The organism is Hymenobacter sp. BT559 (assembly GCF_016427535.1).
In the GTDB taxonomy this organism is placed as follows: domain Bacteria; phylum Bacteroidota; class Bacteroidia; order Cytophagales; family Hymenobacteraceae; genus Hymenobacter.
Genome location: NZ_JAELXV010000004.1, coordinates 32,732 through 57,160, shown reverse-complemented (window position 1 = coordinate 57,160; position 24,429 = coordinate 32,732). Strand labels below are relative to the sequence as shown.

At 59.0% G+C, this 24,429-nt stretch carries 22 protein-coding genes; 10 read left to right on the top strand and 12 right to left on the bottom strand.

What is annotated here, in order from left to right; genetic code table 11:
• Positions 1 to 16: 16 nt before the first annotated feature.
• From JAO77_RS14800 to hxlB, 4 genes are all read right to left on the bottom strand, one after another.
• Positions 17 to 394 carry a hypothetical protein gene (locus tag JAO77_RS14800; RefSeq protein WP_198991152.1) on the bottom strand — a complete coding sequence of 126 codons (378 nt, stop codon included), beginning with the start codon at positions 392 to 394 and terminating at the stop codon, positions 17 to 19.
• Positions 395 to 408: 14 nt separating this feature from the next.
• Positions 409 to 1,290: a carboxypeptidase-like regulatory domain-containing protein gene (locus JAO77_RS14795; protein WP_198991151.1), complete on the bottom strand. Its 882-nt coding sequence runs from the start codon at positions 1,288 to 1,290 to the stop codon at positions 409 to 411.
• 226 nt (positions 1,291 to 1,516) lie between these two features.
• On the bottom strand, positions 1,517 to 2,149 hold the full coding sequence (gene hxlA / locus JAO77_RS14790) for a 3-hexulose-6-phosphate synthase (protein ID WP_198991150.1): 633 nt from the start codon (positions 2,147 to 2,149) through the stop codon (positions 1,517 to 1,519).
• 55 nt (positions 2,150 to 2,204) lie between these two features.
• A complete protein-coding gene (gene hxlB / locus JAO77_RS14785) occupies positions 2,205 to 2,789 on the bottom strand; it encodes a 6-phospho-3-hexuloisomerase (RefSeq protein WP_198991149.1) in 585 nt (194 codons plus the stop codon).
• 234 nt (positions 2,790 to 3,023) lie between these two features.
• On the opposite strand from hxlB, the gene JAO77_RS14780 reads away from it, so the two are divergent.
• Positions 3,024 to 3,968: a helix-turn-helix transcriptional regulator gene (locus JAO77_RS14780; RefSeq protein WP_198991148.1), complete on the top strand. Its 945-nt coding sequence runs from the start codon at positions 3,024 to 3,026 to the stop codon at positions 3,966 to 3,968.
• A 35-nt stretch (positions 3,969 to 4,003) separates the two neighbouring features.
• On the opposite strand, the gene JAO77_RS14775 is transcribed toward JAO77_RS14780, so the two are convergent.
• The gene (locus JAO77_RS14775; RefSeq protein WP_198991147.1) at positions 4,004 to 4,885 is read right to left on the bottom strand and encodes a hypothetical protein; all 882 of its coding nucleotides are present in this window, start codon (positions 4,883 to 4,885) and stop codon (positions 4,004 to 4,006) included.
• Positions 4,886 to 4,947: 62 nt separating this feature from the next.
• On the opposite strand from JAO77_RS14775, the gene lepA reads away from it, so the two are divergent.
• Positions 4,948 to 6,735 (top strand): translation elongation factor 4, encoded by a 1,788-nt coding sequence (gene lepA / locus JAO77_RS14770; protein ID WP_198991146.1) that lies wholly within the window; start codon positions 4,948 to 4,950, stop codon positions 6,733 to 6,735.
• An 86-nt stretch (positions 6,736 to 6,821) separates the two neighbouring features.
• On the opposite strand, the gene JAO77_RS14765 is transcribed toward lepA, so the two are convergent.
• Positions 6,822 to 7,145, bottom strand: a complete 324-nt coding sequence (locus JAO77_RS14765) for a DUF805 domain-containing protein (RefSeq protein WP_198991145.1) — start codon at positions 7,143 to 7,145, stop codon at positions 6,822 to 6,824.
• Between the two features lie 70 nt (positions 7,146 to 7,215).
• On the opposite strand from JAO77_RS14765, the gene JAO77_RS14760 reads away from it, so the two are divergent.
• The 6 genes from JAO77_RS14760 (at position 7,216) to JAO77_RS24390 (ending at position 14,473) form a co-directional block, all read left to right on the top strand.
• Positions 7,216 to 9,603 (top strand): mechanosensitive ion channel family protein, encoded by a 2,388-nt coding sequence (locus JAO77_RS14760; RefSeq protein ID WP_198991144.1) that lies wholly within the window; start codon positions 7,216 to 7,218, stop codon positions 9,601 to 9,603.
• Between the two features lie 101 nt (positions 9,604 to 9,704).
• Positions 9,705 to 10,604, top strand: a complete 900-nt coding sequence (locus tag JAO77_RS14755; RefSeq protein WP_198991143.1) for a bifunctional 5,10-methylenetetrahydrofolate dehydrogenase/5,10-methenyltetrahydrofolate cyclohydrolase — start codon at positions 9,705 to 9,707, stop codon at positions 10,602 to 10,604.
• Positions 10,605 to 10,795: 191 nt separating this feature from the next.
• On the top strand, positions 10,796 to 11,452 hold the full coding sequence (locus JAO77_RS14750; protein WP_370550220.1) for a 7-carboxy-7-deazaguanine synthase QueE: 657 nt from the start codon (positions 10,796 to 10,798) through the stop codon (positions 11,450 to 11,452).
• A 122-nt stretch (positions 11,453 to 11,574) separates the two neighbouring features.
• A complete protein-coding gene (locus JAO77_RS14745; protein ID WP_198991142.1) occupies positions 11,575 to 13,530 on the top strand; it encodes an OmpA family protein in 1,956 nt (651 codons plus the stop codon).
• 315 nt (positions 13,531 to 13,845) lie between these two features.
• The gene (locus JAO77_RS14740) at positions 13,846 to 14,226 is read left to right on the top strand and encodes a hypothetical protein (RefSeq protein WP_198991141.1); all 381 of its coding nucleotides are present in this window, start codon (positions 13,846 to 13,848) and stop codon (positions 14,224 to 14,226) included.
• A 103-nt stretch (positions 14,227 to 14,329) separates the two neighbouring features.
• Positions 14,330 to 14,473 (top strand): DUF4177 domain-containing protein, encoded by a 144-nt coding sequence (locus JAO77_RS24390; protein ID WP_198991140.1) that lies wholly within the window; start codon positions 14,330 to 14,332, stop codon positions 14,471 to 14,473.
• A 116-nt stretch (positions 14,474 to 14,589) separates the two neighbouring features.
• Here JAO77_RS24390 and JAO77_RS14730 read toward each other — a convergent pair whose 3' ends face one another.
• The 5 genes from JAO77_RS14730 to JAO77_RS14710 all read right to left on the bottom strand — a co-directional run bounded on the left by JAO77_RS14730 (position 14,590) and on the right by JAO77_RS14710 (position 20,809).
• Entirely contained in the window at positions 14,590 to 15,882 is a 1,293-nt protein-coding gene (locus JAO77_RS14730; protein ID WP_198991139.1) for a citrate synthase, read from the bottom strand.
• A 293-nt stretch (positions 15,883 to 16,175) separates the two neighbouring features.
• Positions 16,176 to 17,579 (bottom strand): tRNA uridine-5-carboxymethylaminomethyl(34) synthesis GTPase MnmE, encoded by a 1,404-nt coding sequence (gene mnmE, locus JAO77_RS14725; protein WP_198991138.1) that lies wholly within the window; start codon positions 17,577 to 17,579, stop codon positions 16,176 to 16,178.
• 78 nt (positions 17,580 to 17,657) lie between these two features.
• Positions 17,658 to 18,314: a metal-dependent transcriptional regulator gene (locus tag JAO77_RS14720; protein ID WP_198991137.1), complete on the bottom strand. Its 657-nt coding sequence runs from the start codon at positions 18,312 to 18,314 to the stop codon at positions 17,658 to 17,660.
• Between the two features lie 99 nt (positions 18,315 to 18,413).
• A complete protein-coding gene (locus JAO77_RS14715; RefSeq protein ID WP_198991136.1) occupies positions 18,414 to 19,433 on the bottom strand; it encodes a 3-oxoacyl-ACP synthase III family protein in 1,020 nt (339 codons plus the stop codon).
• A gap of 113 nt (positions 19,434 to 19,546) precedes the next feature.
• Positions 19,547 to 20,809, bottom strand: coding sequence for a glycosyltransferase family protein (locus JAO77_RS14710; protein WP_198991135.1), 1,263 nt, complete (start codon positions 20,807 to 20,809; stop codon positions 19,547 to 19,549).
• Positions 20,810 to 21,000: 191 nt separating this feature from the next.
• Here JAO77_RS14710 and JAO77_RS14705 point away from each other — a divergent pair, with 191 nt between their 5' ends.
• Together JAO77_RS14705 and JAO77_RS14700 are read left to right on the top strand one after the other, a co-directional pair.
• Positions 21,001 to 22,218, top strand: a complete 1,218-nt coding sequence (locus JAO77_RS14705) for an alpha/beta hydrolase family protein (RefSeq protein WP_198991134.1) — start codon at positions 21,001 to 21,003, stop codon at positions 22,216 to 22,218.
• A gap of 172 nt (positions 22,219 to 22,390) precedes the next feature.
• Entirely contained in the window at positions 22,391 to 23,251 is an 861-nt protein-coding gene (locus tag JAO77_RS14700; RefSeq protein ID WP_198991133.1) for a 2,3,4,5-tetrahydropyridine-2,6-dicarboxylate N-succinyltransferase, read from the top strand.
• 514 nt (positions 23,252 to 23,765) lie between these two features.
• Here JAO77_RS14700 and msrA read toward each other — a convergent pair.
• Positions 23,766 to 24,305 (bottom strand): peptide-methionine (S)-S-oxide reductase MsrA, encoded by a 540-nt coding sequence (gene msrA / locus JAO77_RS14695; protein WP_198991132.1) that lies wholly within the window; start codon positions 24,303 to 24,305, stop codon positions 23,766 to 23,768.
• Positions 24,306 to 24,429 lie beyond the last annotated feature (124 nt).

Genomic DNA, 24,429 nt, shown 5'->3' with positions numbered 1-24,429 from the left:
GGCCGGGGCGCGTATTCTATCCTTCGTATTCAGCTAAAGTGGAATCGATAATTGATGGATTCAATACAGTCTCTAAGTTGCCACGTTTTAGAAGGTCTGCGATAGTAGCCTCAATGCACTCGCGGGTAAGCTCATGCACGAATAAGTCAGGTGGTATTTGGTAAATACCACCTAGGTTCTCGCCGCTTGCTTTGTCTTGGCTGACGGTAGTCGCAAGAAAGTCAAATGTCCACACATTAATACCGTAGCGTCGGCCATCAGCGAGCGTAACGTGTATGTTGCAAAAGTCATTTTTGTTATTCCAGTCATGTGTCTCAAGCTGACCAGTTGCGAAGTCGTGGCTAGCCGAAAAATAAAATTCCTCAAATTCGAGCCAAAGAGTGAAGTCAATCATGCGGATTAATTATGTCAATCAGGGCTCACGGTAGTAATATACAAGCTCAAATTAATCGGCTGCACTTTCCACTGGTCTTCCGACTTGTCTCGAAATACCATGCGATGCGTGGCCGACAGCGCCGCTGGAATCGAGACACTGTACCATTCTTGTTGCTTAGTGGGGATGCCGTCGAGCCACTCTAGTGTCACGGCGATGCGCCTTTGCGGGCCTACATTGATGTTGTAGGGCTTGAGGTCAAGGTGCTGCCAGCTGGCAGTGGAGTCAGCCACGGCAAACTGCACATCCTGGGTGAGCAGGCTGGCCGCTGGGTGGTCCTGGCTATCCAGGGCCCGCACGTTGAGCCGGAAGCGCAGGTGCCGGAAGCTGCTTTGTCTGAGGTACACGTAAGCTTCTTCCACAAAGCTGTTGGGTTTCACCCCTAGGATGGCGCCCACTTCGCGGCCCAGCTTGTTGGCGGGTTCTTTATCGGCCTGCAAGTGGAAGTTATAGAATGTGAAGCCACCTGACCCTTCGCGGCCTACGTTGCGGCGCTTCCAGGTGTCGGCGCGCACCTGTACTTCTTGGAGTGCGGCGGCCTGGGGCGTCAGCGTCAGCTCGGGCAGCTTGCCTAGGTCGGCCACCAACAGCCGGCGCGATTGGTAGCCCACGCACGAAATTATCACCGTATCGGTGGGCGCGGCACCCACCCGCGCCAGCAAAAAGCCGCCTTGAGCATCGGCCACGGTGCCGAGGGGGCGGCCCACCACGCCTACCGACGCATAGGGGATAGGTTGCTTGCGCTGGCTATCTACTACCCGTACCTCCACAGATTGGCTGGGCTGCACCTGCTTGGCCAGCGCAACCCCAACTCCTAAACTAGTAGCCACTAGGTAGCCAACAAAACGAATATTCATAGTACAGAACGACGGCCCCTTCGTGGTGCCAGTACTTAGGCAGAGCCCCTAGTTGCTCTTTGGGGTTGCAGCGCCGGTGCTACTAGCGGCGGCGCCCTAGGGCACCTAATTATTCAATAGCTCTTTACTAAGGCTAACTCTGCTGGTTTTGATAACTTGCCTAACACGAAAAGAGCCCCGGCGACCTGCCGGGGCTCTTTGAAATCTACGCGTAAGTGCGAGTACCCTAGGCAGCATTTAGCGCCTCACGCAGGGCTTTGGCGGCAGCAGCGGGGTCTTCGGCGCCGTAGATGGCGCCACCGGCTACGGCTACGGCCACACCGGCTGCCTTCACGGCCGCGATGGTCTTCAGGTTGACGCCGCCCGCGATGGATACGGGCACGCCAGCACGCTTGGCTTCGTCGATGAGCACTTGGATGGAATAGCCTTCTTGAGCCTGCTCGTCTAGGCCGGCGTGCAGCTCCACAAATTCAACGCCGAGCTTGCTCACTTCCTGGGCGCGCTTCACGCGGTCTTTTACGCCGATGGTGTCTACTACCACGCCTTTGCCGTGCTCTTTGGCAGCTTTCACGGCGCCGATTACGGTGGCGTCGTCTACCGAGCCTAGGATGGTAACTAGGTCAGCGCCCGCACCGAAAGCCATGCCAGCTTCTAGTTCGCCGGTGTCGGCAGTTTTGAAGTCGGCAAACACTAGCTTGTCGGGGTGCGCGGCTTTCATGGCCTTAATAACGGCGAGACCTTCGCTTTTGATGAGCGGGGTGCCCAGCTCGATAATGTCCACGTAGGGAGCAACTTTGGCAGCCAGTTCGAGGGCTTCTTTGGTGCTCAGTAGGTCGATTGCAACTTGTAACTTAGCCATGGGGCAGTTGGGGTCAGAGGTAAGAAAAATAAACTAGTTAAAAGCCACCTAGGGGTTATTCCAGGTTGGCGTGTCGTTTCCAGAGTTCTTCGGCTGGGGTGCCATCCAGCGCCCACAGCGTTTGGAAAATGGCATCAGTGAGTAGCAGCACCAACTGCTCAAAGAGGCTACCCGCATACTGCTGCGAGATGGTGCCGCCGTGGTCTTGCTTTTGGGCGGCGGGCAGTACCACTACCTGCGTAGCCAGTGCCGCCAGCGGCGAGTCGGCGGTGGTAGAAATAGCCACCACTTGCGCCCCGGCTGCTTTAGCTTTTTCGGCCGCTTTCACGATGGTGCTGGTAGTACCCGAGCCCGAGCCGGCTAGCAGCAAGTCGCCGGCTTGAATGGCTGGGGTAGTAGTCTCGCCCACCACAAACACCGTGAATCCTAGGTGCATCAGGCGCATGGCGGCGGCCTTAAGGGCTAGCCCGGTGCGGCCCGCGCCCACAACAAAGACCCGCTTGGCGTGTTGAAGCAGCGGTATCAGGGCCGCCACTGGGGCAAAATCTACTTGCGCAGCCAGGCGCTGGTTTTCTTGAATAATTACCTGCAAGCTGTGGCGCAGGTCGTGGCTTAGCCTATCGGTATCTAACTCGCTCATCGGGAAACTACTGCTGCTTTTTCAACCCTGGTTTATTAGGAAGAAAGAGGCGTTTTGGCCAGCATTTTAGCCGGCCGATAAATGCTTCACAAAAGTAGAATCGCCTAAAAAGCAAGGCTTGCACTATCCTAGCAACCGCTGGCAGTATCCTAGCAAAGGCAGGCTTGTCTTGTGAGCAAGGCCGCCGGGCAAGCCATTACTCCTCCTATTCTCACTCCGCTATTCTCTTCCACTATGTCATCCGCCGATTTATTGCCCATTATTCCGCGTACCCCGCCGCACGAGCTAACCACCCTTATCGACCACCGCCGGGTGCAGACCTTAGAAAAGTATGAGCTAAGCATTCTGGAAACGCTGGTGCCCAGCGACCAGGTGGTGCAATCGTTCAACGACCTAGTGCTCACCAATATGCTGCGCGGTAAGAAGGTAATGCACCTGCTCGACCAGCAGGCCTTTCATTATCTGCCCGGCCACACAATGGTGGTGCCGCCCCACCTTAAGATGATGATTGACTTCCCGGAGGCCTCGGATGCCAATCCCACGCAGTGTGTGGCGCTGGCCATCGACCGGCTCCAAATCATCGACACGGTCAACTACCTCAACGAGTTTTACCCGCGCACCGAAGGCGCCAAGTGGAGCTTTAGCTTCACGCAGCACCACTTTTACAATAATGAAGAGATAACGGCGCTCATCTATAAGCTGGTACGCCTAGGGTTCGACGATTCCCAGAATAAGGACATCCTGGCCGATTTTGCCGTGAAGGAGCTGCTGCTGCGCCTGATGCAGCTGCAAAGCCTGCACGCCACCGAAAGCAACGTGGCCGTGCTAGCTACTTCCAACCGCTTTGCCCACACGCTGCACTACATCAAGCAAAACATTGCCGAGAAAATCAGTGTCGATGAGCTCAGCGCCCAGGCCTACATGAGCAAGCCCAATTTCTTCCGCGCCTTCAAGCAAGAATTTGGCTTGTCGCCCATCGACTACATTATTAAGGAGCGCATGCGCCTGGCCAAGCGCTGCCTGCGCAACCCAACGCTCAGCATCACCGAAATCTGCTTCAAGGCAGGTTTTAGCAACCTAGCGTATTTCACCCGCATGTTCAGGCAGCTAGAGGGCATGACGCCCACCGAATACCGGGCGCTGTGCCTGGCGCCTAGCGCAGAGTTGCTTAACAAGTAGCTTGGGCGTTGTAACCCGAGCCACGGCCATCCAATCTACTGGAAAGCCACGCCCGCGCCCAAGGCCAGCCGCCACGCTAGCAGGGCCAGTAGCGCCAACCCCACCAAGCCCCAGGCCACGCGGGTGGGGCGGGGCAGCAGCTCGCGCTCGCGGATGAATTCGCGCTGGCAGCCCATAGTCAGCGGAATCAGTAGCAGGCTCATGGTGGCGTAGTGCAGCGCTTCGTTTACCCCTAGGTGCGGCATTTTGCTGAGCGCCAGCAAAAGCGAGCCCACCAGCCAGGGACCCACCACGGCGTACACCACCAGGTGCGCCCGCCGGTCAAACTGCATAATCGTGCGCGAGTCTTGCGCTTGCAAAAAGGGCCCGGCCGCCCCAAACCCCAGCACGACCTGCCCTGCCGCAAAAAGTAGCCCCAGCACTGTGCTGGGCCAGGTGCTGCCCAGCCCCAGCAGCCAGTTGGGCAGGTACCATGAGCCCGACTGCGTTACCGTATCGGCGAGCAGGCCGCCCAGCACCGTATTGGTGGCGTGCAGGGCCACCCACAGCAGCAGCAGCTTGCCGAGGCCCGGCTGCTGGCGCCGCTGCCAAAACCACAGAAAGCTCAGCCCACCCAGCAGCAGTACCAGCGCAGGGCCTGCGCCGTAAATGTCCAGCACCATGTCGCGCCGCCAGCCACTGTCGGCCAGCTCAAACCGCACGCCACCTAGGTTCCACAAACCGGGCACGCTGGCTCGCCGCGCCACGTACACCGTGGCTGCTTGGTACGCCAGGCTTACGAGCTGGTACGCTAGTAGGTAGCAGGCCGTGGCGTTGAAGAATATCTTCAGAAACTTGCCGTGCGCCACACGGGCCGCGCTGGCTCTGGGGGCACCAGTAGGGGGCAGCTGGGCAGTAGCCGTCGCGAGTGGGTCCATACCCAAACATACAACTGGCCGCAAATCGGCCGTATCTTCGTGTGCGATAAAACCGCTCTCCGTTGAAGAATATCCGTAATTTTTGCATTATTGCCCACATCGACCACGGCAAAAGCACGCTGGCCGACCGGCTTCTCGAGTTCACGAGCACCGTGGCCAAGCGCGACATGCAGGCCCAGCTCCTCGATAACATGGACCTGGAGCGCGAGCGCGGCATCACCATCAAGAGCCACGCCATCCAGATGCAGTTTCCCTACAAAGGGGAGCTGTACACGCTCAACTTGATTGATACGCCTGGCCACGTCGATTTTAGCTACGAAGTAAGCCGCAGCATTGCCGCCTGCGAAGGCGCGCTGCTGATTGTAGATGCTTCGCAGGGTATTGAGGCGCAGACGATTTCCAACTTGTACCTCGCCATTGGGGCTGATTTGGAAATCATTCCGGTGCTCAATAAAATCGACCTTCCGCACGCCATGCCGGAGGAAGTAACCGACGAAATTGTGGACCTCATTGGCTGTAAGCCGGAAGACATTATCCACGCCTCGGGTAAGGCTGGCATCGGCATCGAGAACATTCTGAACGCCATTTGCGAGCGCATTCCCGCGCCGCAGGGCGACCCCGAGGCTCCGCTGCAAGCGCTCATCTTTGACTCGGTATTTAACTCGTACCGTGGTATTGAGGTCCTGTTCCGTATCAAGAACGGTACTATGCGCAAGGGCGACAAGCTGCGCTTCATGGCCACCGGCAAGGAGTACGGCGCCGACGAAATCGGGGTGCTCAAGCTCAACCAGGAGGCGCGCACCGAAATGAGCGCCGGCAACGTGGGCTACCTCATTTCGGGCATCAAGGAAGCCCGCGAGGTGAAGGTGGGCGACACCATCACGACGGTGGGCAACCCCACGCCGGAGGCCATCCAGGGCTTTGCCGATGTGAAGCCGATGGTATTTGCTGGCATCTACCCGGTCGATACGACTGAGTACGAGGAGCTGCGCAGCAGCATGGAAAAGCTCCAGCTCAACGACGCCTCGCTGGTGTGGGAGCCCGAAACCTCAGTGGCCCTAGGGTTCGGTTTCCGTTGCGGCTTCCTAGGTATGCTGCACATGGAAATCGTGCAGGAGCGCCTGGAGCGCGAGTTCAACATGACGGTGATTACCACCGTGCCCAGCGTGCAGTTTCACGCCCTAGGTTCCAAAGACCAGGAGCTTATCATCAATGCGCCGTCCGAAATGCCGGAGCCGAACCTGATTAAGCTCATTGAAGAACCCTACATCAAAGCGCAGATTATCACGGCGTCGGAGTACGTGGGGCCGATTATCACGCTCTGCATGGAGAAGCGCGGCATCATCAAAGGCCAGAGCTACCTGACCTCCGAGCGCGTGGAGATGAACTTCGAGCTGCCGCTGTCGGAGATTGTATTTGACTTCTTCGATAAGCTCAAAACCATTAGCCGCGGCTACGCCTCGCTTGACTACGAGCTAATTGGCTACCGCGAGTCGGACATGGTGAAGCTCGACGTGATGCTGAACGGCGAGAAGGTGGACGCCCTGTCGGCCATCGTGCACCGCTCCAAGAGCTACGAGTGGGGCAAGCGCCTCTGCGAAAAGCTGCGCGAGCTGCTGCCCCGTCAGATGTTCGACATCGCCATTCAGGCGTCTATCGGCCAGAAGATTATCGCCCGCGAAACGGTGAAGGCACTGCGCAAAAACGTAATTGCCAAGTGCTACGGCGGCGATATTTCGCGTAAGCGCAAGCTGCTCGAAAAGCAGAAAGAAGGCAAAAAGCGGATGCGCTCGGTGGGCTCAGTGGAGATTCCGCAAGAAGCGTTTCTGGCGGTGCTCAAGATTGACTAGTAGCGAAAAGGCCGGCCCCTGCGAGGGGGCCGGCCTTTTTCAATAAGGGTTTGGGTATGTGTGCGTAAAGACCAGTTGGCTACTTCTTACCGTTTGCCAGGAGCAGGCCCGTAGGCATTAGGGCCTGCAGTGGCCGCGAAGCAAGCTAGGATGTGGCTGTAAACCGGTATGAGGGCATATATACCATACTTTCCTAGGTCGTGCATTCTTCTCATGCCGACGGCGAGGCTCGGTAGAAATAATGCTGCTGCATAAGTAATAGCCAGGAAGTTGGTGCGCAGGCGGATTTCGATAAAAGCTACCACCAGCGAGATGAGATAATTAAATAACATAAAGTTCCAGTATTCTGCCCTGCTTGCGCGGCCTTCAACATTTGCATACTTTTTTAAAGCTTTAAAATAATATTTCATATAAAAGTGAACGGTGGCCCGAAAGTGGTTGCTACAGAAGCCAATATACTGTATCACATCCTATTATTGAATGCGTCAATTAGCTCTCGCTGTATCTTTTCGGATAATATTCCTGCTGTTGCTGGCAGGCCACCTAGGTAGTGTAGTGGCCGCCCCCGCGCCGCAAAAGCCGGCTGCTAAAGCCAAGATACCCGCCCGCCGCCAGCCGCCGCCCGCGCTGCCCGATTCGCTGGCCCAGCGCGTAGAGCGGGCGTACTTCGTGCTGAGCCGCATCAACGGCACTGCCCGCCGCGCTACCAATACCGAAGACCTCAGCGACGACCTACCCACGGTGGAGGACAACCTTGATATCATTCGGGAGAACCTCGACCAGTACGGCAACGTGGTAGATGTGAAGCAGCTGCAGATGTACCGCGTGCTGCTGGCCGACATGCAGGAGAAGCTGGGCCGCTGGCGTACAACCCTGGCCGATGGCAGCAAGCAACTCGCCGCTATGCAGGCCCGGCTCGATACACTGAGCGGACAGCTGCCGCCCGCTGCTGCTCGCCCGCCCGTTACTACTCCCGTGGGTCGGGCCCTAGGTCGCCTTCAAGGCAAGGAAGACCAAGCTACCGTGCTGTTGCGCCGCAGCCGCCAAACCGTAACCGGCCTGCAAACGCGGGTATCTGACGGTTACATCCAGGTGCTGGAGCTGCAAGACGTGGTGCGCGAGCAGATGGGCCGCTTCAACGGCCGCAACCGCCAGGCTGAGCTGCCGCCACTCTGGCACCCCAGCCGCATCCGGGCCGATGAAGAAACTAGCGCCTTGGTGCGCGAGTCGTACGCTGCCCAGCGCTCGCTCACAGGCTATTACTTTGCTGAAAATTGGGATTATTGGGTATGGATGGCCATCCTCGCGCTGGCTTTCTTCGGCTGGGTGTTTCAGAACTTTCGGGCGCTGCGCCTGGCGGCCCAGACGCCAGCTACGGGCGCTACTACCCTGGCCGAGATACCTGAGCACCGCCTGCGCTACCTAGGCCCGGTGCCGGTGGCGGCCTCGCTGCTGGTGGTGTTCAGCCTGGCTCCGTTTTTCGACCTGCACGCGCCCGCTGCCTATACCGATTTGCTGCAACTGCTGCTGCTGCTCACGCTTACGGTGCTGGGTTGGCGCAGTTGGCCGCGGCCGTTGTTTTGGTACTGGCTCGGTATTGTGGGGGCGTTTTTTGCGCTCACGATAGGCTATGCGGTGCGGGCACCGGGCCTCGGTATGCGCTGGGTAGCGGTGCTGCTCAACGTGGGTGCGGGCGTGCTGGGGTTCGCTTTCTGGCGCTACCTGCGGCAGCGCCACCTCATTGCGGGCTTTGTGCGGCCGGTGGCGCTGCTCTTCATTTTTCTAAACGCGCTGGCCATCCTGGCCAATGCCTTCGGCCGGGTGAGCCTGGCCAAGATGTTCAGCACCACGGCCATCTTTGGGCTGACCCAGATAGTGGCGCTCTCGGCCTTTGTGCGGGTCACCACCGAGGCCTTTTTCCTGCAAGTCAAGCGCAGCCGGTTGGCGGGCGGCATGTCGGCCCGATTCAGCTTTGGCAAAATTGAGAGTGGCCTGCGCAAGGCGCTGGTGGTAGTGGTGGGCGTGCTCTGGCTAATGCTGTTCACCTCCAACCTAAACCTATACAACCTCTTTTACCGGCTGATTGAGCACGCGCTCACGGCGCCGCACCAGCTCGGCAGCACTACGTTTACCCTAGGTAATATTTTGCTGTTCGTGGGCATTGTATTGATTACTATTCAGTTGCAGAAGTACGTGGGGTATTTCTTCGGCGAAACCGACGATGATTTCAACGCCGATGCCAACCGCAAGGGCTCCTGGATGGTGGCTGTTCGGCTGGGGATTCTGGCCGTGGGCTTGTTTCTGGCTACCATCGCCTCGGGGCTGCCGGTCGATAAAATTGCCATTGTGCTGGGCGCCCTAGGTGTCGGTATTGGCCTGGGCTTGCAAAATATCATCAACAACCTTGTGTCGGGCGTGATTCTCATCTTCGAGCGGCCGTTCCAGGTGGGCGACTATATCGAGGTGAAGGGCCAGACGGGCCGGGTGAAGGATATAGGTATCCGGGCTAGCAAGCTCACATCGCAGGCTGGCTCCGAAATCATCCTACCCAATGGCGACCTGCTTAGCAACCACGTCATCAACTGGACGCTCAGCAACAGCCACATCCGCACCGAGCTGGCCCTGGCCCTAGGTCCCGATATCGACCTGGCCGAGGCCCGGCGCCTCATCGGCGAGGAGATTCTAGCTAACCCTAACACCCTGCACCGCATCACGCCCGAAATCCTGGTTAGTAGCATCACCACCAGCGGCTACGACCTCAAAGTGCAGTTCTGGATAAACAACATTCGCCAGGAGGACGTGCTGAAAAGCGAACTACTGGCCGGCATCTACCAGCGCCTAACAGCGGCGGGTATTGCCATGCGGTAAGTAAGTATGCGGACTGTAGCCAAGCTGCCCTTTGGTGCTGGTCCGCGATGTAATAGATACCTTTTTCAACCAATCGCGGACTACAAAGTCCGCGCAACCTTATGCCCCAAGAAGCTCCCCATCTCATCGACGGCAAGCAAACCGCCGAGGATATCAAAGTTGAAATTGCTGCCGAGGTAGCCCGCCTAAAGGAAGCCGGCCAGAAAGTGCCGCACCTAGCCGCCATTCTCGTAGGCCACGATGGTGGCTCCGAAACCTACGTGCGCAACAAGGTGCTGGCTTGCGAGCGCGTGGGCTTTGGTAGCACGTTGCTGCGCTTCGAGGACGACATTACCGAAGCCGAGCTGCTGGCCCAGGTGCAGCAGCTCAACGAGGATGCCGACATCGACGGCTTCATTGTGCAGCTGCCGCTGCCCAAGCACATCGACGCCGAGAAGGTGATTGAAGCCATTCGCCCTGAGAAGGACGTGGACGGGTTTCACCCCACCAACCTAGGCCGCATGGTGGCTGGCTTGCCCGCGTTGCTGCCCGCCACGCCCTCGGGCATCGTGGAGCTAATGGCCCGCGCCGGCATCAAAACCAGCGGCCAGCACGCCGTGGTAATCGGCCGCAGCAACATCGTGGGTACGCCCGTTAGCATCTTGCTGGCTAAGAACTTGGAGACGGCTAACTGCACGGTTACTTTATGCCACTCGCGCACCAAGAACCTGCCCGAAATCGTGCGCCAGGCCGATATCATCGTGGCCGCCATCGGCCGGCCCGAGTTTGTAACGGCCGACATGGTGAAGCCCGGCGCGGTGGTGATTGACGTGGGCACAACCCGCGTGACCGACGCCAACAAGAAGAGCGGCTTCAGCCTGAAGGGCGACGTGAACTTTGCCGAAGTGGCGCCACTGGCCTCGCGCATTACGCCCGTACCGGGCGGCGTGGGCCCCATGACCATTGCCATGCTGCTGCTAAATACGCTGCGCGCGGCCAAGGGCGAAATCTACCCGAAATAAAGTTGTCCTGTCATTGCGAGCATAGCGAAGCAGTCGCACCCAAACGGGACCTAGGCGAGCCAGTCCTAGTGCGATTGTTTCGCTACGCTCGCAATGACAGATAAGAATAAGTTACTTCGTAAATTTGAGCGGCCGGAACCCCCGGCCGCGCCTCGGGCGTTGACGTAAGTCGCGCCCTTTTTTAGTTGCTTATGTCTGCCGTTACCGATTTTTTTGCTGCCCTGCCCATTCTTTCGCCCAACGAGCCCGCTGCGGCGCTGCCCGTAATGGAGCAGTTCTATACCATTCAGGGCGAAGGGTTTAATACGGGACGGGCGGCTTACTTTATTCGCCTAGGTGGCTGCGACGTGGGCTGCGTGTGGTGCGACGTAAAAGAGTCGTGGGACGCCGACGCCCACCCGCGCTACGCCATTGCCGACTTGGTAGCGTCGGCCAGTGAGTACCCTGGCCGCAACGTTGTGATTACGGGTGGCGAGCCACTGATGCACGACTGCCTGCCGCTGACCAAGGCCTTGCAAGAGGCTGGCTTTAAAACCTGGATTGAAACCAGCGGCGCGCACCCGCTCTCGGGCAACTGGGACTGGATATGCGTGTCGCCCAAGAAGTTTAAGGCCCCGCTGCCCGAAGTGCTGGCCCACGCCGACGAGCTGAAAATTATCGTTTTCAACGATAGCGACTTCAAATGGGCCGAGGAGCACGCGGCCCTGGTGCCCAGCACCACGCGCCTCTACCTGCAGCCCGAGTGGAGCCGCGCCGCCCGCATGACGCCCGCCCTCATCGAGTACGTGAAGGCTAATCCGCGCTGGCAGGTGTCGCTGCAAACACACAAATACCTCGACATCCCGTAGCGGGCGGGGCAGTGCATCTTTGCGGCACCTGGGTGAAGGCAACCTGAACGGTCCGGCGGCTTGTACCGTTAGGTTGGTCAGAATACCTTGCCTAGGGTACTCGTTTGCGACTTTCCTGCTCTATGCTGCCCAAATTCCTGTTTTCTGCCAGCCTGCTGGTTGGCCTAGCCACGGCGCCCGCCCTGGCGCAAGTGCCCGCCAGCATCACCGACAACAAAGCCCGCGGCCTCTACGAAAAGGCGCAGCAGCTATTGCAACGCGACCGCCAGCCCCAGCAGGCCCTCGCCGTGTGGCAGCAGCTTACGGATAAGTATCCCGACTACGGCGAGCCATACCTGCGCAAGGCTTCCCTGCTGCTAACCCTCGGCGACCACCCTAGGGCCCTCGAAGCCTACCAGGCGGGCCTCAGCAAGCTGCCCGTGGAGCCCGCCCGTGCCGCCGACTACTTCGTCATGGGCCGCCTAGCCGGGGAGGTAGGCGATTACGCCGCCGTGCGCACAGCCTTCACCAATTACTTGAAAACTAACCCCACCAACAAAACGCAGGTGGAAACGGCCAAGCTACAGCTGCAAAACTGTGACTTTGCGGCCGAGGCCATGGCGCATCCCACTGGCCCGCCGCCCGAGCGCCTGGCCGCGCCGCTCAACCAATTTCGTAACCAGTACTTCCCGGTGCTCACTGCCGATAACCGCTTCTTGGTGTTCACGGTGCGCCGCAACCCCGAGAAGCAAGGCCAGGAAAACGAGGACCTGCTCATCAGCGCCGTCGATGCCAACGGCAAGTTTGGGGCGCCGCAGTCGATTTCACCGGTCATCAACTCGCCAGAGAACGAAGGCGCGGCCACTATCTCAGGCGATGGCAAGACGCTGGTATTCACCAGCTGCGGCCGGGCGGGTGGCCTCGGCAACTGTGACCTTTACATCTCGCACCGGCGCGGCAACCAATGGACGGCCCCACGCAACCTAGGCGTGCTGGTTAATTCCAAAGCTTGGGATTCGCAGCCCTCGCTATCGGCCGATGGCCGCACGCTGTACTTCTCCTCCAACCGCGGTGGCGGCGTGGGCGGCTACGACATCTACGTGACCACCATCGGGGCCGATGGCAACTGGGGCGCCGCCCGCAACCTAGGCGCGCCCATCAATACCACCCGCGACGACCTGGCGCCCTTCATTCATGCCAGCGGCACCACGCTCTACTACAGTACCAATGGCCGGGTGGGCCTAGGTAGCTCCGACATCTTCCGGGCCTACCTCGACGAAAAGGGCCAGTGGAGCGAGCCGCTCAACGTGGGGTACCCGCTCAACACGTTTGCTAATGAGGCCTCGCTCTTCATTAGCTCCGACAACAAGCGCGCTTACTATACCCGCACCGAGCGGCCGCAGTCGGGCGATGCGCCGGGCCTGCCGCCCGCCATCTTGCTCTACGGCAGCGAAGTGCCCGCCAGTGCCCGCGCCCGCGAAACCAGCACCTATACCCAGGGCCGTGTGTTCGACGCCGTGACCAAGAAGCCCATTGAGGCCGTGGTGCAGCTGTTCGACCTAAATACTAATGCCCTCACGCAGCAAGTGTACTCGGATGGCGAAACCGGCGAGTACACCGCCGTGCTCAACGAGGGCCGCGCCTACGCCATGTACGCCGCCGCGCCCGGCTACCTACTCAAGAGCCTGAGCTTCGACTATTCCAACCAGCAAAAGTTCGACCCGCTGACCTTGGACATCTACCTCGACCCGGCCAAGAGCGGCCGGAGTGCGGTACTCAACAACCTGTTTTTCGACTCGAATAAAGCCACGCTCAAGCCACGCTCGCGCACCGAGCTGAGCCGCCTGGTTGAGTTTCTGCGCCAAGACCCCAGCCTGCGTGTAGAAGTGGCTGGCTATACCGACAACGTAGGTACGCCCGCCGCCAACCTAAGCCTGAGCCAGCGCCGCGCCCAGGCAGTACTAGACTATCTCACCAGCCAAGGCGTGCCCGCCAGCCGCCTGCGAGCCAAAGGCTATGGCGAAACCCGGCCCCTTGCTGCTAACGATACGGAGACCCACCGCGCTCAAAATCGCCGCATCGAGCTGCGAATTCTGTAAAGCAGACTTAAAGCAAGGCTTTAAGAAGGCGAAAATTTACTAGGATTGTTCGAATAAAATGTAGTGCCCGCCTTTGTGCGGGCATTTTTTATGCCTCAAGCTTAGCTTTTTCAAGTTGAAATAAAAACTCGAAAATGAGAGGGTTGTGTTTTTTGTGAAAAATGGCCTGATTAAAAAAGTGACATGGTCACCCGATTTTGTCCAAAAAATAAAAAGCGTGTAGGTTTGAAATCAGTTACCCCGGCCACCTAGGCAACGCTGCTGACTGGCTCTTTACACAACATCATCTTTTTCCAACCTCTACCTTTTTTACGCATGAAAAACCTAGTAGCTGCCGCCTGCCTCCTGACGGGCCTCACCAGTGCCCGCCCCGCTCATGGCCCCGGCGAAGAACCTAAGACCTTTCCTAAGTCGGTCGCCATCCACGCTACCGCGCTCACGCAGGCCCTGGCCCAGCGCATCCACTTCGATGAAGGCCAGTACGTGCAAGTAAAGCAGCTGCACCTGCGCTACCTCGAAGAGCGCCGCCAGCTAGAGTTTGAGCTGAACCTAGCCGAAGCCCCCGCCGCTGAGCGCGACGAGCAGCTGGCCGACTACCAGCGCCGCTACGAACACGCCCTTGCCACCCTGCTCCGGCCCGAGCAGCGCTTGGCCTACCAGCAGCTGCGGGCCAACATGACGGCCCACCGGCTGTAATGCATTTGCGCCACCGCCGATATAGCTTGAGACTAAATCGGCGGCGGCCGAAATCCGCGGGTTATGATGAAGAAATTCGAGTACAAATTGCTGGATACTAAAAGTGGCTTCTTTATTCGACTACAAGCAACTCAACGAGCACCTCAACCAGCTGGGGGCCCTAGGGTGGGAAATGGTGTCGATGCTAAGCGTGACCACGGCCGGTACTGCCACCAGTTTCCTTATCACCCTCAAGCGAGAAATTTAGTAGCAGCGCAAGCTAGAAAACGCGCGCTACTAACCGCTGAAATAGGGGAGAAGCAACAACTAAAAGCCCCGCCTGCTAGTAGCAGGCGGGGCTTTTAGTTGTTGGTAACTAGCTACCTAGGCTCGCTCGGCCATCGGCACGTAGTTGCGCTCGGTTTCGCCGGTATAAATCTGGCGGGGGCGGCCGATGGGCTCTTTGTTTTCGCGCAGCTCTTTCCACTGGGCAATCCAGCCGGGGAGGCGGCCGATGGCAAAGAGCACGGTGAACATTTCGGTCGGAATGCCCATGGCCTTGTAGATGATGCCCGAGTAGAAATCCACGTTCGGGTACAGCTTGCGGTCTACAAAGTACTGGTCGGTGAGGGCGGCTTCTTCCAGCTCCTTGGCTATTTTCAGCAGCGGGCTGTCTTGCACGCCTAGGGCCTGCAAGACCTCGTCGGCAGCCTTCTTAATGATTTTGGCGCGCGGGTCGAAGTTCTTGTACACCCGGTGGCCGAAGCCCATGAGGCGGAACGAGTCGTTCTTGTCCTTGGCCTTGGCGATAAACTTGCTGGTATCGCCACCATCGCGCTCGATGGCTTCGAGCATTTCGATAACCTCTTGGTTAGCACCGCCGTGCAGCGGGCCCCATAGGGCGTTGATGCCGGCCGATACCGAGCCATAGAGGCTAGCGTTGCTGGAGCCTACCAGGCGCACGGTGCTGGTCGAGCAGTTTTGCTCGTGGTCGGCGTGCAGGATGAAGAGCTTGTTCAAGGCGCTCACTACCACGGGGTTTTGCTTGTACTCCTCGGTGGGGTAGCTGAAGAGCATGTACAAGAAGTTGGCCGTGTAGTCGAGCTCGTTGCGGGGGTAGATGAACGGGTGACCTACCGAGTTCTTGTAGCTCCAAGCCGCGATGGTCGTAATCTTAGCAATGAGGCGTACAATGTTGAGGTCCAGCTCTTCGGCGCTCATCTGCGGCGAAATGCTCTGCGGATAGAAGGCCGTGAGCGAACACACGATAGACCCTAGGATGCCCATGGGGTGAGCTGACGAGGGGAAGCCGTCGAGAATCTTGCGCACGTCTTCGGGCACCAGTGTGTGCTGCGAAATCTTGTAGCGGAAGGCATCAAACTCGGCCTGCGTGGGCAAGGTGCCATAAATCAGTAGGTAAGCTACTTCCAGGAAGCTGGCCTGCTCGGCGAGCTGCTCGATGGGATAGCCGCGGTAACGCAGAATGCCTTCCTCGCCGTCGAGAAACGTGATGGCGCTTTTGGTAGCACCAGTGTTCTTGTAACCTGGGTCGTAGGTAACGTAGCCGGTTTGGTCGCGCAGCTTGCCGATGTCGAAGGCCTTTTCGTGCTCGGTGCCTTCGATAACGGGCAAGCTAATTGTCTTGCCGTCGAGGGTGAGGTCAGCAGTTTCTGCCATTGTACTAAAGAAGAGTGGGTGGTAAACGTCAGGGAATAATCTGGCCGCGAAGCTAACTGCCGGACCGCAGATTCAAACGGATTTTTAGGATTTCACAGATACGCCTGCCGGCGGCAGGCTGACTGGTGGAGTAAGAGGAGCTCTTACACAAGACATAAGAAACTGCTCGCCTATACTAGAACTGGTATATCCAAGCTTAGGTTATGTATAGAGCCCAACTCAAGCCCTTCGTATAGTCAGCTCGCGCAGAAAGCGTATCTGTGAAATCCTAAAAATTCGTTTGAATCTGCGATTTACTTACCGATACAGAACTGGGTAAAAATGCTCGTCAGTAGGTCATCCGACGAGATATCACCCGTGATTTCGCCTAGTGCGCCGAGGGCGTGGCGCAGGTCGGCGGCTAGCAGCTCGGTGCCGCGCCCGGTGGCCAGGCCCAGCTGCACGGCCCCTAGGTGCTGCGCGGCGGCCTCCAGGGCGCGGGCGTGGCGCACATTGGTAACGATAGTGGCCGCGCCAGTGGTGGCCAGGCCAGCGCCGCGCACCTGCGTGAGCAAGGCTTCCTGCAGCTCCGCGAGCCCCTGGCGCGGCGCCGCAGCAATGGTATGAAGCACAACGTCTTGGAAAGAAAGCGCTGCAAAGGCAGCGAGCTGCGTGGGCGTTGCCGCGTCTTGCTTGTTGCCTACCACGAGCACGGGCAGCTTGGGATGCGCGGCCGTAAGCTCGCCTAGGTCAGCTTCTACCTCAGCCGGCGTCATAGCCGTTAAGTCGAAGAGATATAGCAGCAGGGCTGCTTGCCCAATGCGCTGGCGCGTGCGCTGCACCCCAATGGCTTCTACCTCGTCAGCGGGGTCGTCGCGCAGGCCGGCCGTGTCCACAAAGCGAAAGCGCAGCCCGTCAATACTGACTTCATCCTCAATAAAATCGCGCGTCGTGCCCGGAATGGCCGATACGATAGCGCGCTCTTCGCGCAGCAAGGCGTTGAGTAGCGTAGACTTGCCCGCGTTAGGTCGCCCAGCGATTACGGTCGTGATACCGTTCTTAATCACGTTGCCCAGCTCGAACGAGCGCAGCAGGCCATGCACCACACCTTGTACTTCCGTGAGCAAGCGTGTGAGGCCAGTGCGGTCGGCAAACTCTACATCTTCTTCGCCAAAGTCTAGCTCTAGCTCCAGCAGCGCGGCAAACTGGATGAGCTGGGCCCGTAGCCCGCGCAGCTCGTCCGAAAAGCCACCGCGCAGTTGGTTCAGCGCCACCTGGTGCGAGAGCGCCGAGTCGGCGGCGATAAGGTCGGCCACGGCCTCGGCCTGGGCCAAGTCGAGGGCTCCGTTTAGGAAAGCGCGCTTGGTAAACTCGCCGGCTTCGGCCAGGCGAGCGCCTTGGCGCAGCAGCGCAGCCAGTATTTGGCGCACAATGAAGTCGGAGCCGTGGCCCGACAGCTCCACTACGTCTTCGCGGGTGTAGGAGCGCGGCGCACGGTAGAGGGCCGCTACTACTTCGTCTAGGATTTGGCCGCTGGCGGGGTCGCGCAGGGTGCCGTAGTGTAGGGTGTGGCCGGGCTGGGCAGCCAGGTTTTTCTTCGAAAACAGCGCCTGGGTGATGGCTACCGCCTCGGGCCCCGAAAGGCGCACCACGGCCAGCGCGCCCGCACCGGGCGGCGTGGACAAAGCCACAATAGTATCGGATAGTGTCTGAACCACGGATTCGTCGAATTTTTCGGGTTGGTCGGATTTTGTATACGGCCCTATGCGCGCCAGCAAATGGCCAGCGCAACACGGCTACGTTACAAACAAATTGCGCCCAACTTCGGCCGAAATCAAAATAGTACGCTCGCGGTTAATACGGAGCTCTAGTGAGTTATCAAACGCTACCTTATCCAGTACTTTAACCTGGGCACCTAGGGGCAGGCCTACCTTGTCGAGGTACTGCAGGAAGGGCGCGGAAGTATCTTTAACGGCTGCTAGGGTGCCGCGTTCGCCTATTTCCAGTTCGGCTAGCAGGCGCTGGGTGGGGCGGCGCATGGCCCCATCCTCGGCCGGAATGGGGTCGCCGTGCGGGTCGAGGGTGGGGTAGTTCAGAAACTCATCGAGCCGCCGCATCAGCAGCGGCGATTGCACGTGCTCCAGCTCCTCAGCCACTTCGTGCACCTCGTCCCAGTTAAAGCCCAGCTGCTGCACCAGAAATACTTCCCACAGCCGGTGCTTGCGCACTGTGAGCAGCGCCAGCCGCCGGCCCTCGGGCGTGAGCTGCACGCCGCGGTATTTTTCGTAGCGCAGCAATTCCTTCTCGGCCAAGCGGCGCAGCATATCCGTCACCGAGGCCGCCCGGGTGGTGAGCGCCGCCGCAATGCGGTTGGTACTCACGTCTTGCCCCGGCTCGGCCTCGGCTAGCTTATAGATGGTTTTTAAATAATTCTCTTCGGTGTGCGAGGGCATTGCTTTCAATGAGCAATTAACAATGAGCAAAGAGCAGGTAACAAAGGCGCTAAGTCGCAGCGAACTGCTCATGGCTCATTGTTAACTGCTCATTGCCAACTACCATTTAATCAGGGCTGAGGCCCAGGTGAAGCCCGAGCCAAAAGCGGCTAGGCACACGAGGTCGCCGCGCTTGACGCGGCCTTGCTGCACAGCCTCGCTGAGCGCAATCGGGATGCTGGCGGCCGTGGTGTTGCCGTAGCGCTGAATGTTGCTGAACACTTTATCGTCGCCCAAGCCCATTTTCTGCTGCACGTACTGCGTAATGCGCAGGTTAGCCTGGTGCGGAATGAGCAGGTCAATGTCGACCGGCTGGTAGTTGTTCTGGTCGAGAGCCTCCTTAATAACCTGGGGAAAGCGGACTACAGCGTGCTTAAACACATTCTGGCCGTTCATGTAGGGGTACATGCCCTCGCGATTGTCAGCCACGTAGTTGGTGCGGTCGTCGCGGTTGGCGCCGGGCTCCTTCACAATCAACTCCTCGGCAAATTCGCCCTGCGCGTGTAGGTGCGTGCTCAGTATGCCGTGGCCCTCTTGGCTCGACGGCCGCAGCACTACCGCGCCCGCGCCATCGCCGAAGATAACTGACACGGCCCGGCCGCGGGTCGACTTGTCGAGGCCCGAAGAATGAATTTCGGAGCCCACCACCAGCACCGTGTCGTACATGCCGGTGCGGATAAACTGGTCGGCCACCGAGAGCGCGTAGATAAAGCCCGAGCACTGGTTGCGCACGTCGAGGGCCGGCACGTTGTCCTTCATGCCTAGCTCGCGCTGCATGAGCACGCCCGAGCCGGGAAAGAAATAGTCGGGCGAGAGCGTGGCAAACACGATAAGCTGCACGTCGTCGGGGGTGAGGCCCGCGGCGGCTAGCGCGCGGCGCGATGCCTCGGCGCCCATGCCGGCGGTAGTGTCCTTGCCTTCCTCAAACCAGCGGCGCTCCTGGATGCCCGTGCGCTCCTGAATCCAGGCGTCGGTAGTGTCCATGAGTTGTTCGAGTTCCGCATTTTTGACCACGCGGTCGGGCACGTAGTGGCCCACGCCCGCAATTTCGGCGTGGCGCAAAGTGTTAGATGAAGCCATTGAGTATGAACGGGAAAGTGGGTGGGAGGGGAGCGAATTGGCTAACCAGAGCTGGCCAGCAATAGCGAAAAGCAGCCTAGGGGAAAAAGCAAAATTACCTCCTCCGGAACGCGCTAAGCGGGCACAAAGGTGGCGGGCGGCAGCAGGCTTTCCAGCAAATGCCGTAATTTTTTGCCTTCGCCCGCCCACAATACGGCATCGGTGGGCGGCCCGGCCGGGTAAAAAATGGCCGTTGGCAATGCCGCGGCCACTTGCGCCGCCGACGCCGCGGGCTGCGAGAAATCAACTACCAGCCCCGCTTGGTGCGCCTGCACCGGCGCCGTCCACAACGGGTTGGGCGGCACCAGCACCGGCAGGCCGTGCGCTAGGTACTCAAACAGCTTGGTGGGCCGGCAGCGCTCGGTGCTGGGGTGCGGGCGGTAGGGCAGCAGCCCTAGGTGGCTGCGGCCCATCTCAGCCACTATCTGCGCGTGGGGCACCAGGGCCGCCCCCCCCATGAGGGTGAGCCAGCTGGCCTCGGTGGCTGCCAGCTGCTGCAGCTCGGCTAGTAGCGTCGGCTGCTGGCAAAAGCCGATGATAGTAAGCCGTGCCCCGCCCGGCCAGGCAGCCCCTAGGTGCCGAGTTAGCGCTATGGCTTCGCGCACCCCAGTCAGCTCCGCAATGGTGCCCGAGAACAGGAGGCGCAGCGGCTCGGTGCGGGCCGGTAGCGGCCGCGCAGTGCGAGGCAGTACCTCGCCGGGTTGGGGCTGGTACTTGTTTTCGAGCAGGAGCACCCGGTGGCCGGGCAGGGTGGCTAGGTAGGGCAGCTCGTCGGCGTAGCTGGCCTCGGCCAGCACTACGGCGGCGGCGTGGCGAGCCGCCAGCGCCTCTACCCAGCGTAGCGCGGCGGCCAGCGCCTGGCGCACCACGGCTGGGTACACGCCTTGGCTGCGAATGTTGAGCGCGTAATTTTCCTGGATGTCGTAGATAAACTGCCGACCGCGCCCTAGGTGCTGCCACAGCAGCGTGAGAGGCAGCAGCTCGGGGGCGTGCACCACCACCAGCGCGGGGGCGTGGCGCAGCGCCCGCAATAGGCGCCAGTAGCGCCCCTGCGCCGCCAAGCGCCCCAGGCTCAGGCGCGAGCTCCAGAGAATGCGATTGTGCGTGATGCGCGGCTGCACTAAGTCCGCATGCAGGTCAGCGCCAGTGTCGCGGCCCACTACGTGCACCCGCAAGTCGGGCCGCTGCAGAATGGTTTCGGCAAATTTGCCGCGCATCCGGGTATCGTCTACGGGCTTTAGCACCGAGGCCAGCACCACGGGGCGCAGCGTGTCATCGGCCGGAGCTAGCCTAGGGGTAAACTCGAAGCGCGGAGCCACGGGGCGAGGCGGTAACATGTTTCAAAGATGTGGCGCATTTCCTTAAAGCGCAGAAGCTGCTGGTGCTGCCAGGCAGCGCAGTGCGGGCGGATTAGGCTGACATACAGCATATAGCTTCATTATCGCCTATCTTGCTTAGGCATCAAGGGCTAGCGTGCAAAGCTGCCAGCCTTGCACACCCACGAAGTCGCTCTTAATTTCTTAGCTCTATGAAAACACTAGTTCGCCCCTTTCGCCTGCTGTTGCTGGTCAGCTTGCTGGTAGGCAGCCTCAGCAACTGCCGCAATACTAGCGAAGACCCACAGCCTACCCAGCCCACTGGCCAAGACCTGTTTGTGTCGGCGCAGCCCATTGGCACCGTTACAAAATTGCAGCTGCAAACCGTGGCCACGCTCGCCGGCTTCGGAGCGTTTGCATCTCAGCTCAAGTACGATGCTACGTACTACAAGTTCTTGTACAAGACCACGTATAAGGGGCAGCTCATTCAGGTGTCCGGCTTGCTCGGCGTGCCGCTCAATACGCCCAAGCCACCTGCTTTACTCAGCGCGCAGCACGGCACCATGTTTCGGCAGGCCGAAGCGCCGTCCAATTTCCCAAGCACCTTCACGGGGTTTGAGCTTTTTGCGAGCGCGGGCTTTGTCACAGTCATTCCCGATTTTATTGGCCTAGGTGCGTCGAGCAACGTGGCACAGCCCTATTTTGATAAGGCCACTTCGGCCAGCACGGTCGTGGATATGCTCAAGGCCGCGCAATATTACCTGCAACAGCAAACCATTACCACCAATAAAAATCTGTTTCTGATAGGCTACTCCGAAGGGGGCTACGTGACGATGGCCGCGCAGCAGGAAATCGAAACCAACACCATGCACCAGCTCACGCTTACGGCCGCCGCCGAGGGGGCGGGTGGCTACGACCTGCCAGGCATGCTCAGTGGTATTGCAGCCGCGCCTACCTACAATACGCCCTCTTTTCTGGCGCTTTTGCTGCAAGGCTACAACACCACCTACGGCTGGAACCGGCCGTTGACCGACTTCTTCCAGACGCCCTACGCGGCGCGGATTCCATCATTACTTGATGGCACCAAAGACCGGGCTACTATCGACGCCCAGCTCACCAACAGCCCGGCGGCTTTGTTCACACCTGCTTTCTATACCGCCTTAGGTAGTGCCAGCGGCGAGCCCGTACTCAAACAGCAGCTTGCCGATAATAGCTTCAACAATTGGGTGCCGCGCAGCCCCACGCGCCTCTACCACGGCACCGCCGACGAGAGCGTATTTTACCAGACTTCGGCGAGCACCTATGCTCGTTTCCAGGCTGCCGGCGCTCCCAATGTTACGCTTATTCCCATTCAGGGCGGTACCCACATATCGAGCATCTTGCCCATGATGGCTGACGCGCTACCTTGGCTGCAGTCGCTGGATAAATAAGCTGACGGGCCCCGTAGGCTGCGGCTTGCTGCTAAGGCGGAGGGCTGACTAGCAGTGCCTTGGCCGCATGGCGGGCTGCTGGCGGCACCTAGGCGCTGTCGGTGCTGGTTTTTTCTAAAAAATCGAAGGTAGCGCGGGGCTATTTTTGCGCCCAGTTTTACTTCTCTTTTTCATGGATACTACCAACCACCATAGCCCCGTGCTCGACCGCTTTGCCGCCCAAGAGGCCATCGAAGCTGCCTGGGCCGACCGAACCCTGCTCGACCAGCCCGAAACCCAAACCGCCATCGAGCACGTCATTGAGGACCTCGATAAAGGCAAACTCCGCGTAGCCGAGCCGCCCACCGAGGAAGGCGGCGAGTGGACCATCAACGAGTGGGTGAAGAAGGCCGTGATTCTATATTTCCCCATCCGCAAGATGGAAACTCAGGAAGTTGGCCCCTTTGAGTACCACGACAAAATGGCCCTCAAAACCGACTACGCCACTCAAAAAGTACGCGTAGTACCGCCCGCCGTGGCCCGCTACGGCGCCTACCTGGCCCCCGGCGTCATCCTGATGCCGAGCTACACCAACATCGGCGCCTATGTAGGCGAAGGCACTATGGTCGATACCTGGGCTACCGTGGGCAGCTGCGCCCAAGTAGGCAAAGGCGTGCACCTAAGTGGCGGCGTAGGCCTAGGTGGCGTACTGGAGCCCGTGCAGGCAGCCCCGGTTATCATTGAGGACGGTGCCTTCATCGGCTCGCGCAGCATCTTAGTTGAAGGCTGCCGCATCGGCAAAGAAGCCGTAATCGGCGCGGGTGTGACCATCACTGGCAGCACCAAAATCATCGACGTGACTGGCGACGAGCCCAAGGAGTACAAAGGCTACGTACCGCCCCGCTCGGTCGTCATTCCGGGCTCCATCACGAAGAGCTTCCCGGCCGGCGACTACCAAGTGCCCTGCGCCCTCATTATCGGCCAGCGCAAGCCCAGCACCGATTTGAAAACGAGCCTGAATGATGCGCTGCGTGATTTTGGCGTGAGCGTATAAGAAAGTAGCTGGCGTGGGCGCAACTACAAACTGCTTCTTTATTCGCTGGCAAGCGCTTTGGCAACTATGGCTTAGCGTTGCGGTGGCATTGTTAGAATGGCGTTGGACTGCTTCGCAGCCCGCGGCTACCCTAGTAGAGGCGTGGCACGTGCTACTGGTTGTAGTAGGTAGTTCCTTACTTATTGCTGTGCTGGCATTGTTGTTAAAGCCAGAACCATTGGCTGTATGCATTGACTACCAGAAGGCGCAAGTAACCTGCTACCAGCTAAGGATGCCTTGGCGCACTGCGCTGCCCCTGAGCCGAATGCACTATCAACTGAGCCGCCAAACCAGTCATAGTGGTAGCGTTCATTTCTTAGTAGCATTTGGTCCTCAAGGGCAGGCTTGGGCAATACAGGAAAGCGCTGGCTGGCCATTGCCGCGATTAAAGCAACTTCAAGAGACGCTGACTTTCGCTATATCATAAAAAAAGCCCGCTGACAAGCGGGCTTTTTTTATGATATAAGACCAATTCCTACGCGGCCACCGACTTTAGCTTTTCGCCAAACAGCGCTTTCACCTTGTCCACTTTGGGCTTAGCCACAAACTGGCAGTAGGGCTCATGGCCGTGCATGTTGAAATAGTTCTGGTGGTAGTCTTCGGCGGGGTAAAACTCCGGCGCAGCCGTGATTTCTGTTACCACAGGGTTCGGGAAGGCCTGGCCGTCGTTGAGCTTTTGTTTGTACTCCTCGGCGAGCTGCTTTTGCTCGTCGTTGTGGTAGTAAATAACCGAGCGGTACTGCGTGCCCACGTCGGCACCCTGGCGGTTGAGGGTGGTGGGGTCGTGGGTTTTCCAGAAAATTTCGAGCAGCTCTTTGTAGCTGATAACGGCCGGGTCGTAGGTGATGTCAATCACTTCGGCGTGGCCGGTCATGCCGCTGCACACCTCGCGGTACGTAGGATTTTTAATGCGGCCTCCAGTATAGCCCGAAACCACTTTTTCTACCCCCTTCAAATTTTGAAAAACGGCTTCGACGCACCAAAAGCAGCCGGCACCGAAAGTTGCATGTTCCATATCGCAGATTCAAACGGATTTATAAGATTTAACGGATACGCTTGCTGCGCAAGCTGACTGCGGACTATTACTCCGCTACCGTGCTGGTTTATTAACGAAGAAAAGTGGCGCTGCGTTCGTCCTT

Coding starts and splice junctions, on each gene's coding strand:
- JAO77_RS14800 (WP_198991152.1), bottom strand. CDS start 394: ATGATTGACTTCACTCTTTGGCTCGAATTTGAGGAATTTTATTTTTCG.
- JAO77_RS14795 (WP_198991151.1), bottom strand. CDS start 1,290: ATGAATATTCGTTTTGTTGGCTACCTAGTGGCTACTAGTTTAGGAGTT.
- hxlA (WP_198991150.1), bottom strand. CDS start 2,149: ATGGCTAAGTTACAAGTTGCAATCGACCTACTGAGCACCAAAGAAGCC.
- hxlB (WP_198991149.1), bottom strand. CDS start 2,789: ATGAGCGAGTTAGATACCGATAGGCTAAGCCACGACCTGCGCCACAGC.
- JAO77_RS14780 (WP_198991148.1), top strand. CDS start 3,024: ATGTCATCCGCCGATTTATTGCCCATTATTCCGCGTACCCCGCCGCAC.
- JAO77_RS14775 (WP_198991147.1), bottom strand. CDS start 4,885: ATGGACCCACTCGCGACGGCTACTGCCCAGCTGCCCCCTACTGGTGCC.
- JAO77_RS14765 (WP_198991145.1), bottom strand. CDS start 7,145: ATGAAATATTATTTTAAAGCTTTAAAAAAGTATGCAAATGTTGAAGGC.
- JAO77_RS14760 (WP_198991144.1), top strand. CDS start 7,216: ATGCGTCAATTAGCTCTCGCTGTATCTTTTCGGATAATATTCCTGCTG.
- JAO77_RS14755 (WP_198991143.1), top strand. CDS start 9,705: ATGCCCCAAGAAGCTCCCCATCTCATCGACGGCAAGCAAACCGCCGAG.
- JAO77_RS14750 (WP_370550220.1), top strand. CDS start 10,796: ATGTCTGCCGTTACCGATTTTTTTGCTGCCCTGCCCATTCTTTCGCCC.
- JAO77_RS14745 (WP_198991142.1), top strand. CDS start 11,575: ATGCTGCCCAAATTCCTGTTTTCTGCCAGCCTGCTGGTTGGCCTAGCC.
- JAO77_RS14740 (WP_198991141.1), top strand. CDS start 13,846: ATGAAAAACCTAGTAGCTGCCGCCTGCCTCCTGACGGGCCTCACCAGT.
- JAO77_RS14730 (WP_198991139.1), bottom strand. CDS start 15,882: ATGGCAGAAACTGCTGACCTCACCCTCGACGGCAAGACAATTAGCTTG.
- JAO77_RS14720 (WP_198991137.1), bottom strand. CDS start 18,314: ATGCCCTCGCACACCGAAGAGAATTATTTAAAAACCATCTATAAGCTA.
- JAO77_RS14715 (WP_198991136.1), bottom strand. CDS start 19,433: ATGGCTTCATCTAACACTTTGCGCCACGCCGAAATTGCGGGCGTGGGC.
- JAO77_RS14710 (WP_198991135.1), bottom strand. CDS start 20,809: ATGTTACCGCCTCGCCCCGTGGCTCCGCGCTTCGAGTTTACCCCTAGG.
- JAO77_RS14705 (WP_198991134.1), top strand. CDS start 21,001: ATGAAAACACTAGTTCGCCCCTTTCGCCTGCTGTTGCTGGTCAGCTTG.
- JAO77_RS14700 (WP_198991133.1), top strand. CDS start 22,391: ATGGATACTACCAACCACCATAGCCCCGTGCTCGACCGCTTTGCCGCC.
- msrA (WP_198991132.1), bottom strand. CDS start 24,305: ATGGAACATGCAACTTTCGGTGCCGGCTGCTTTTGGTGCGTCGAAGCC.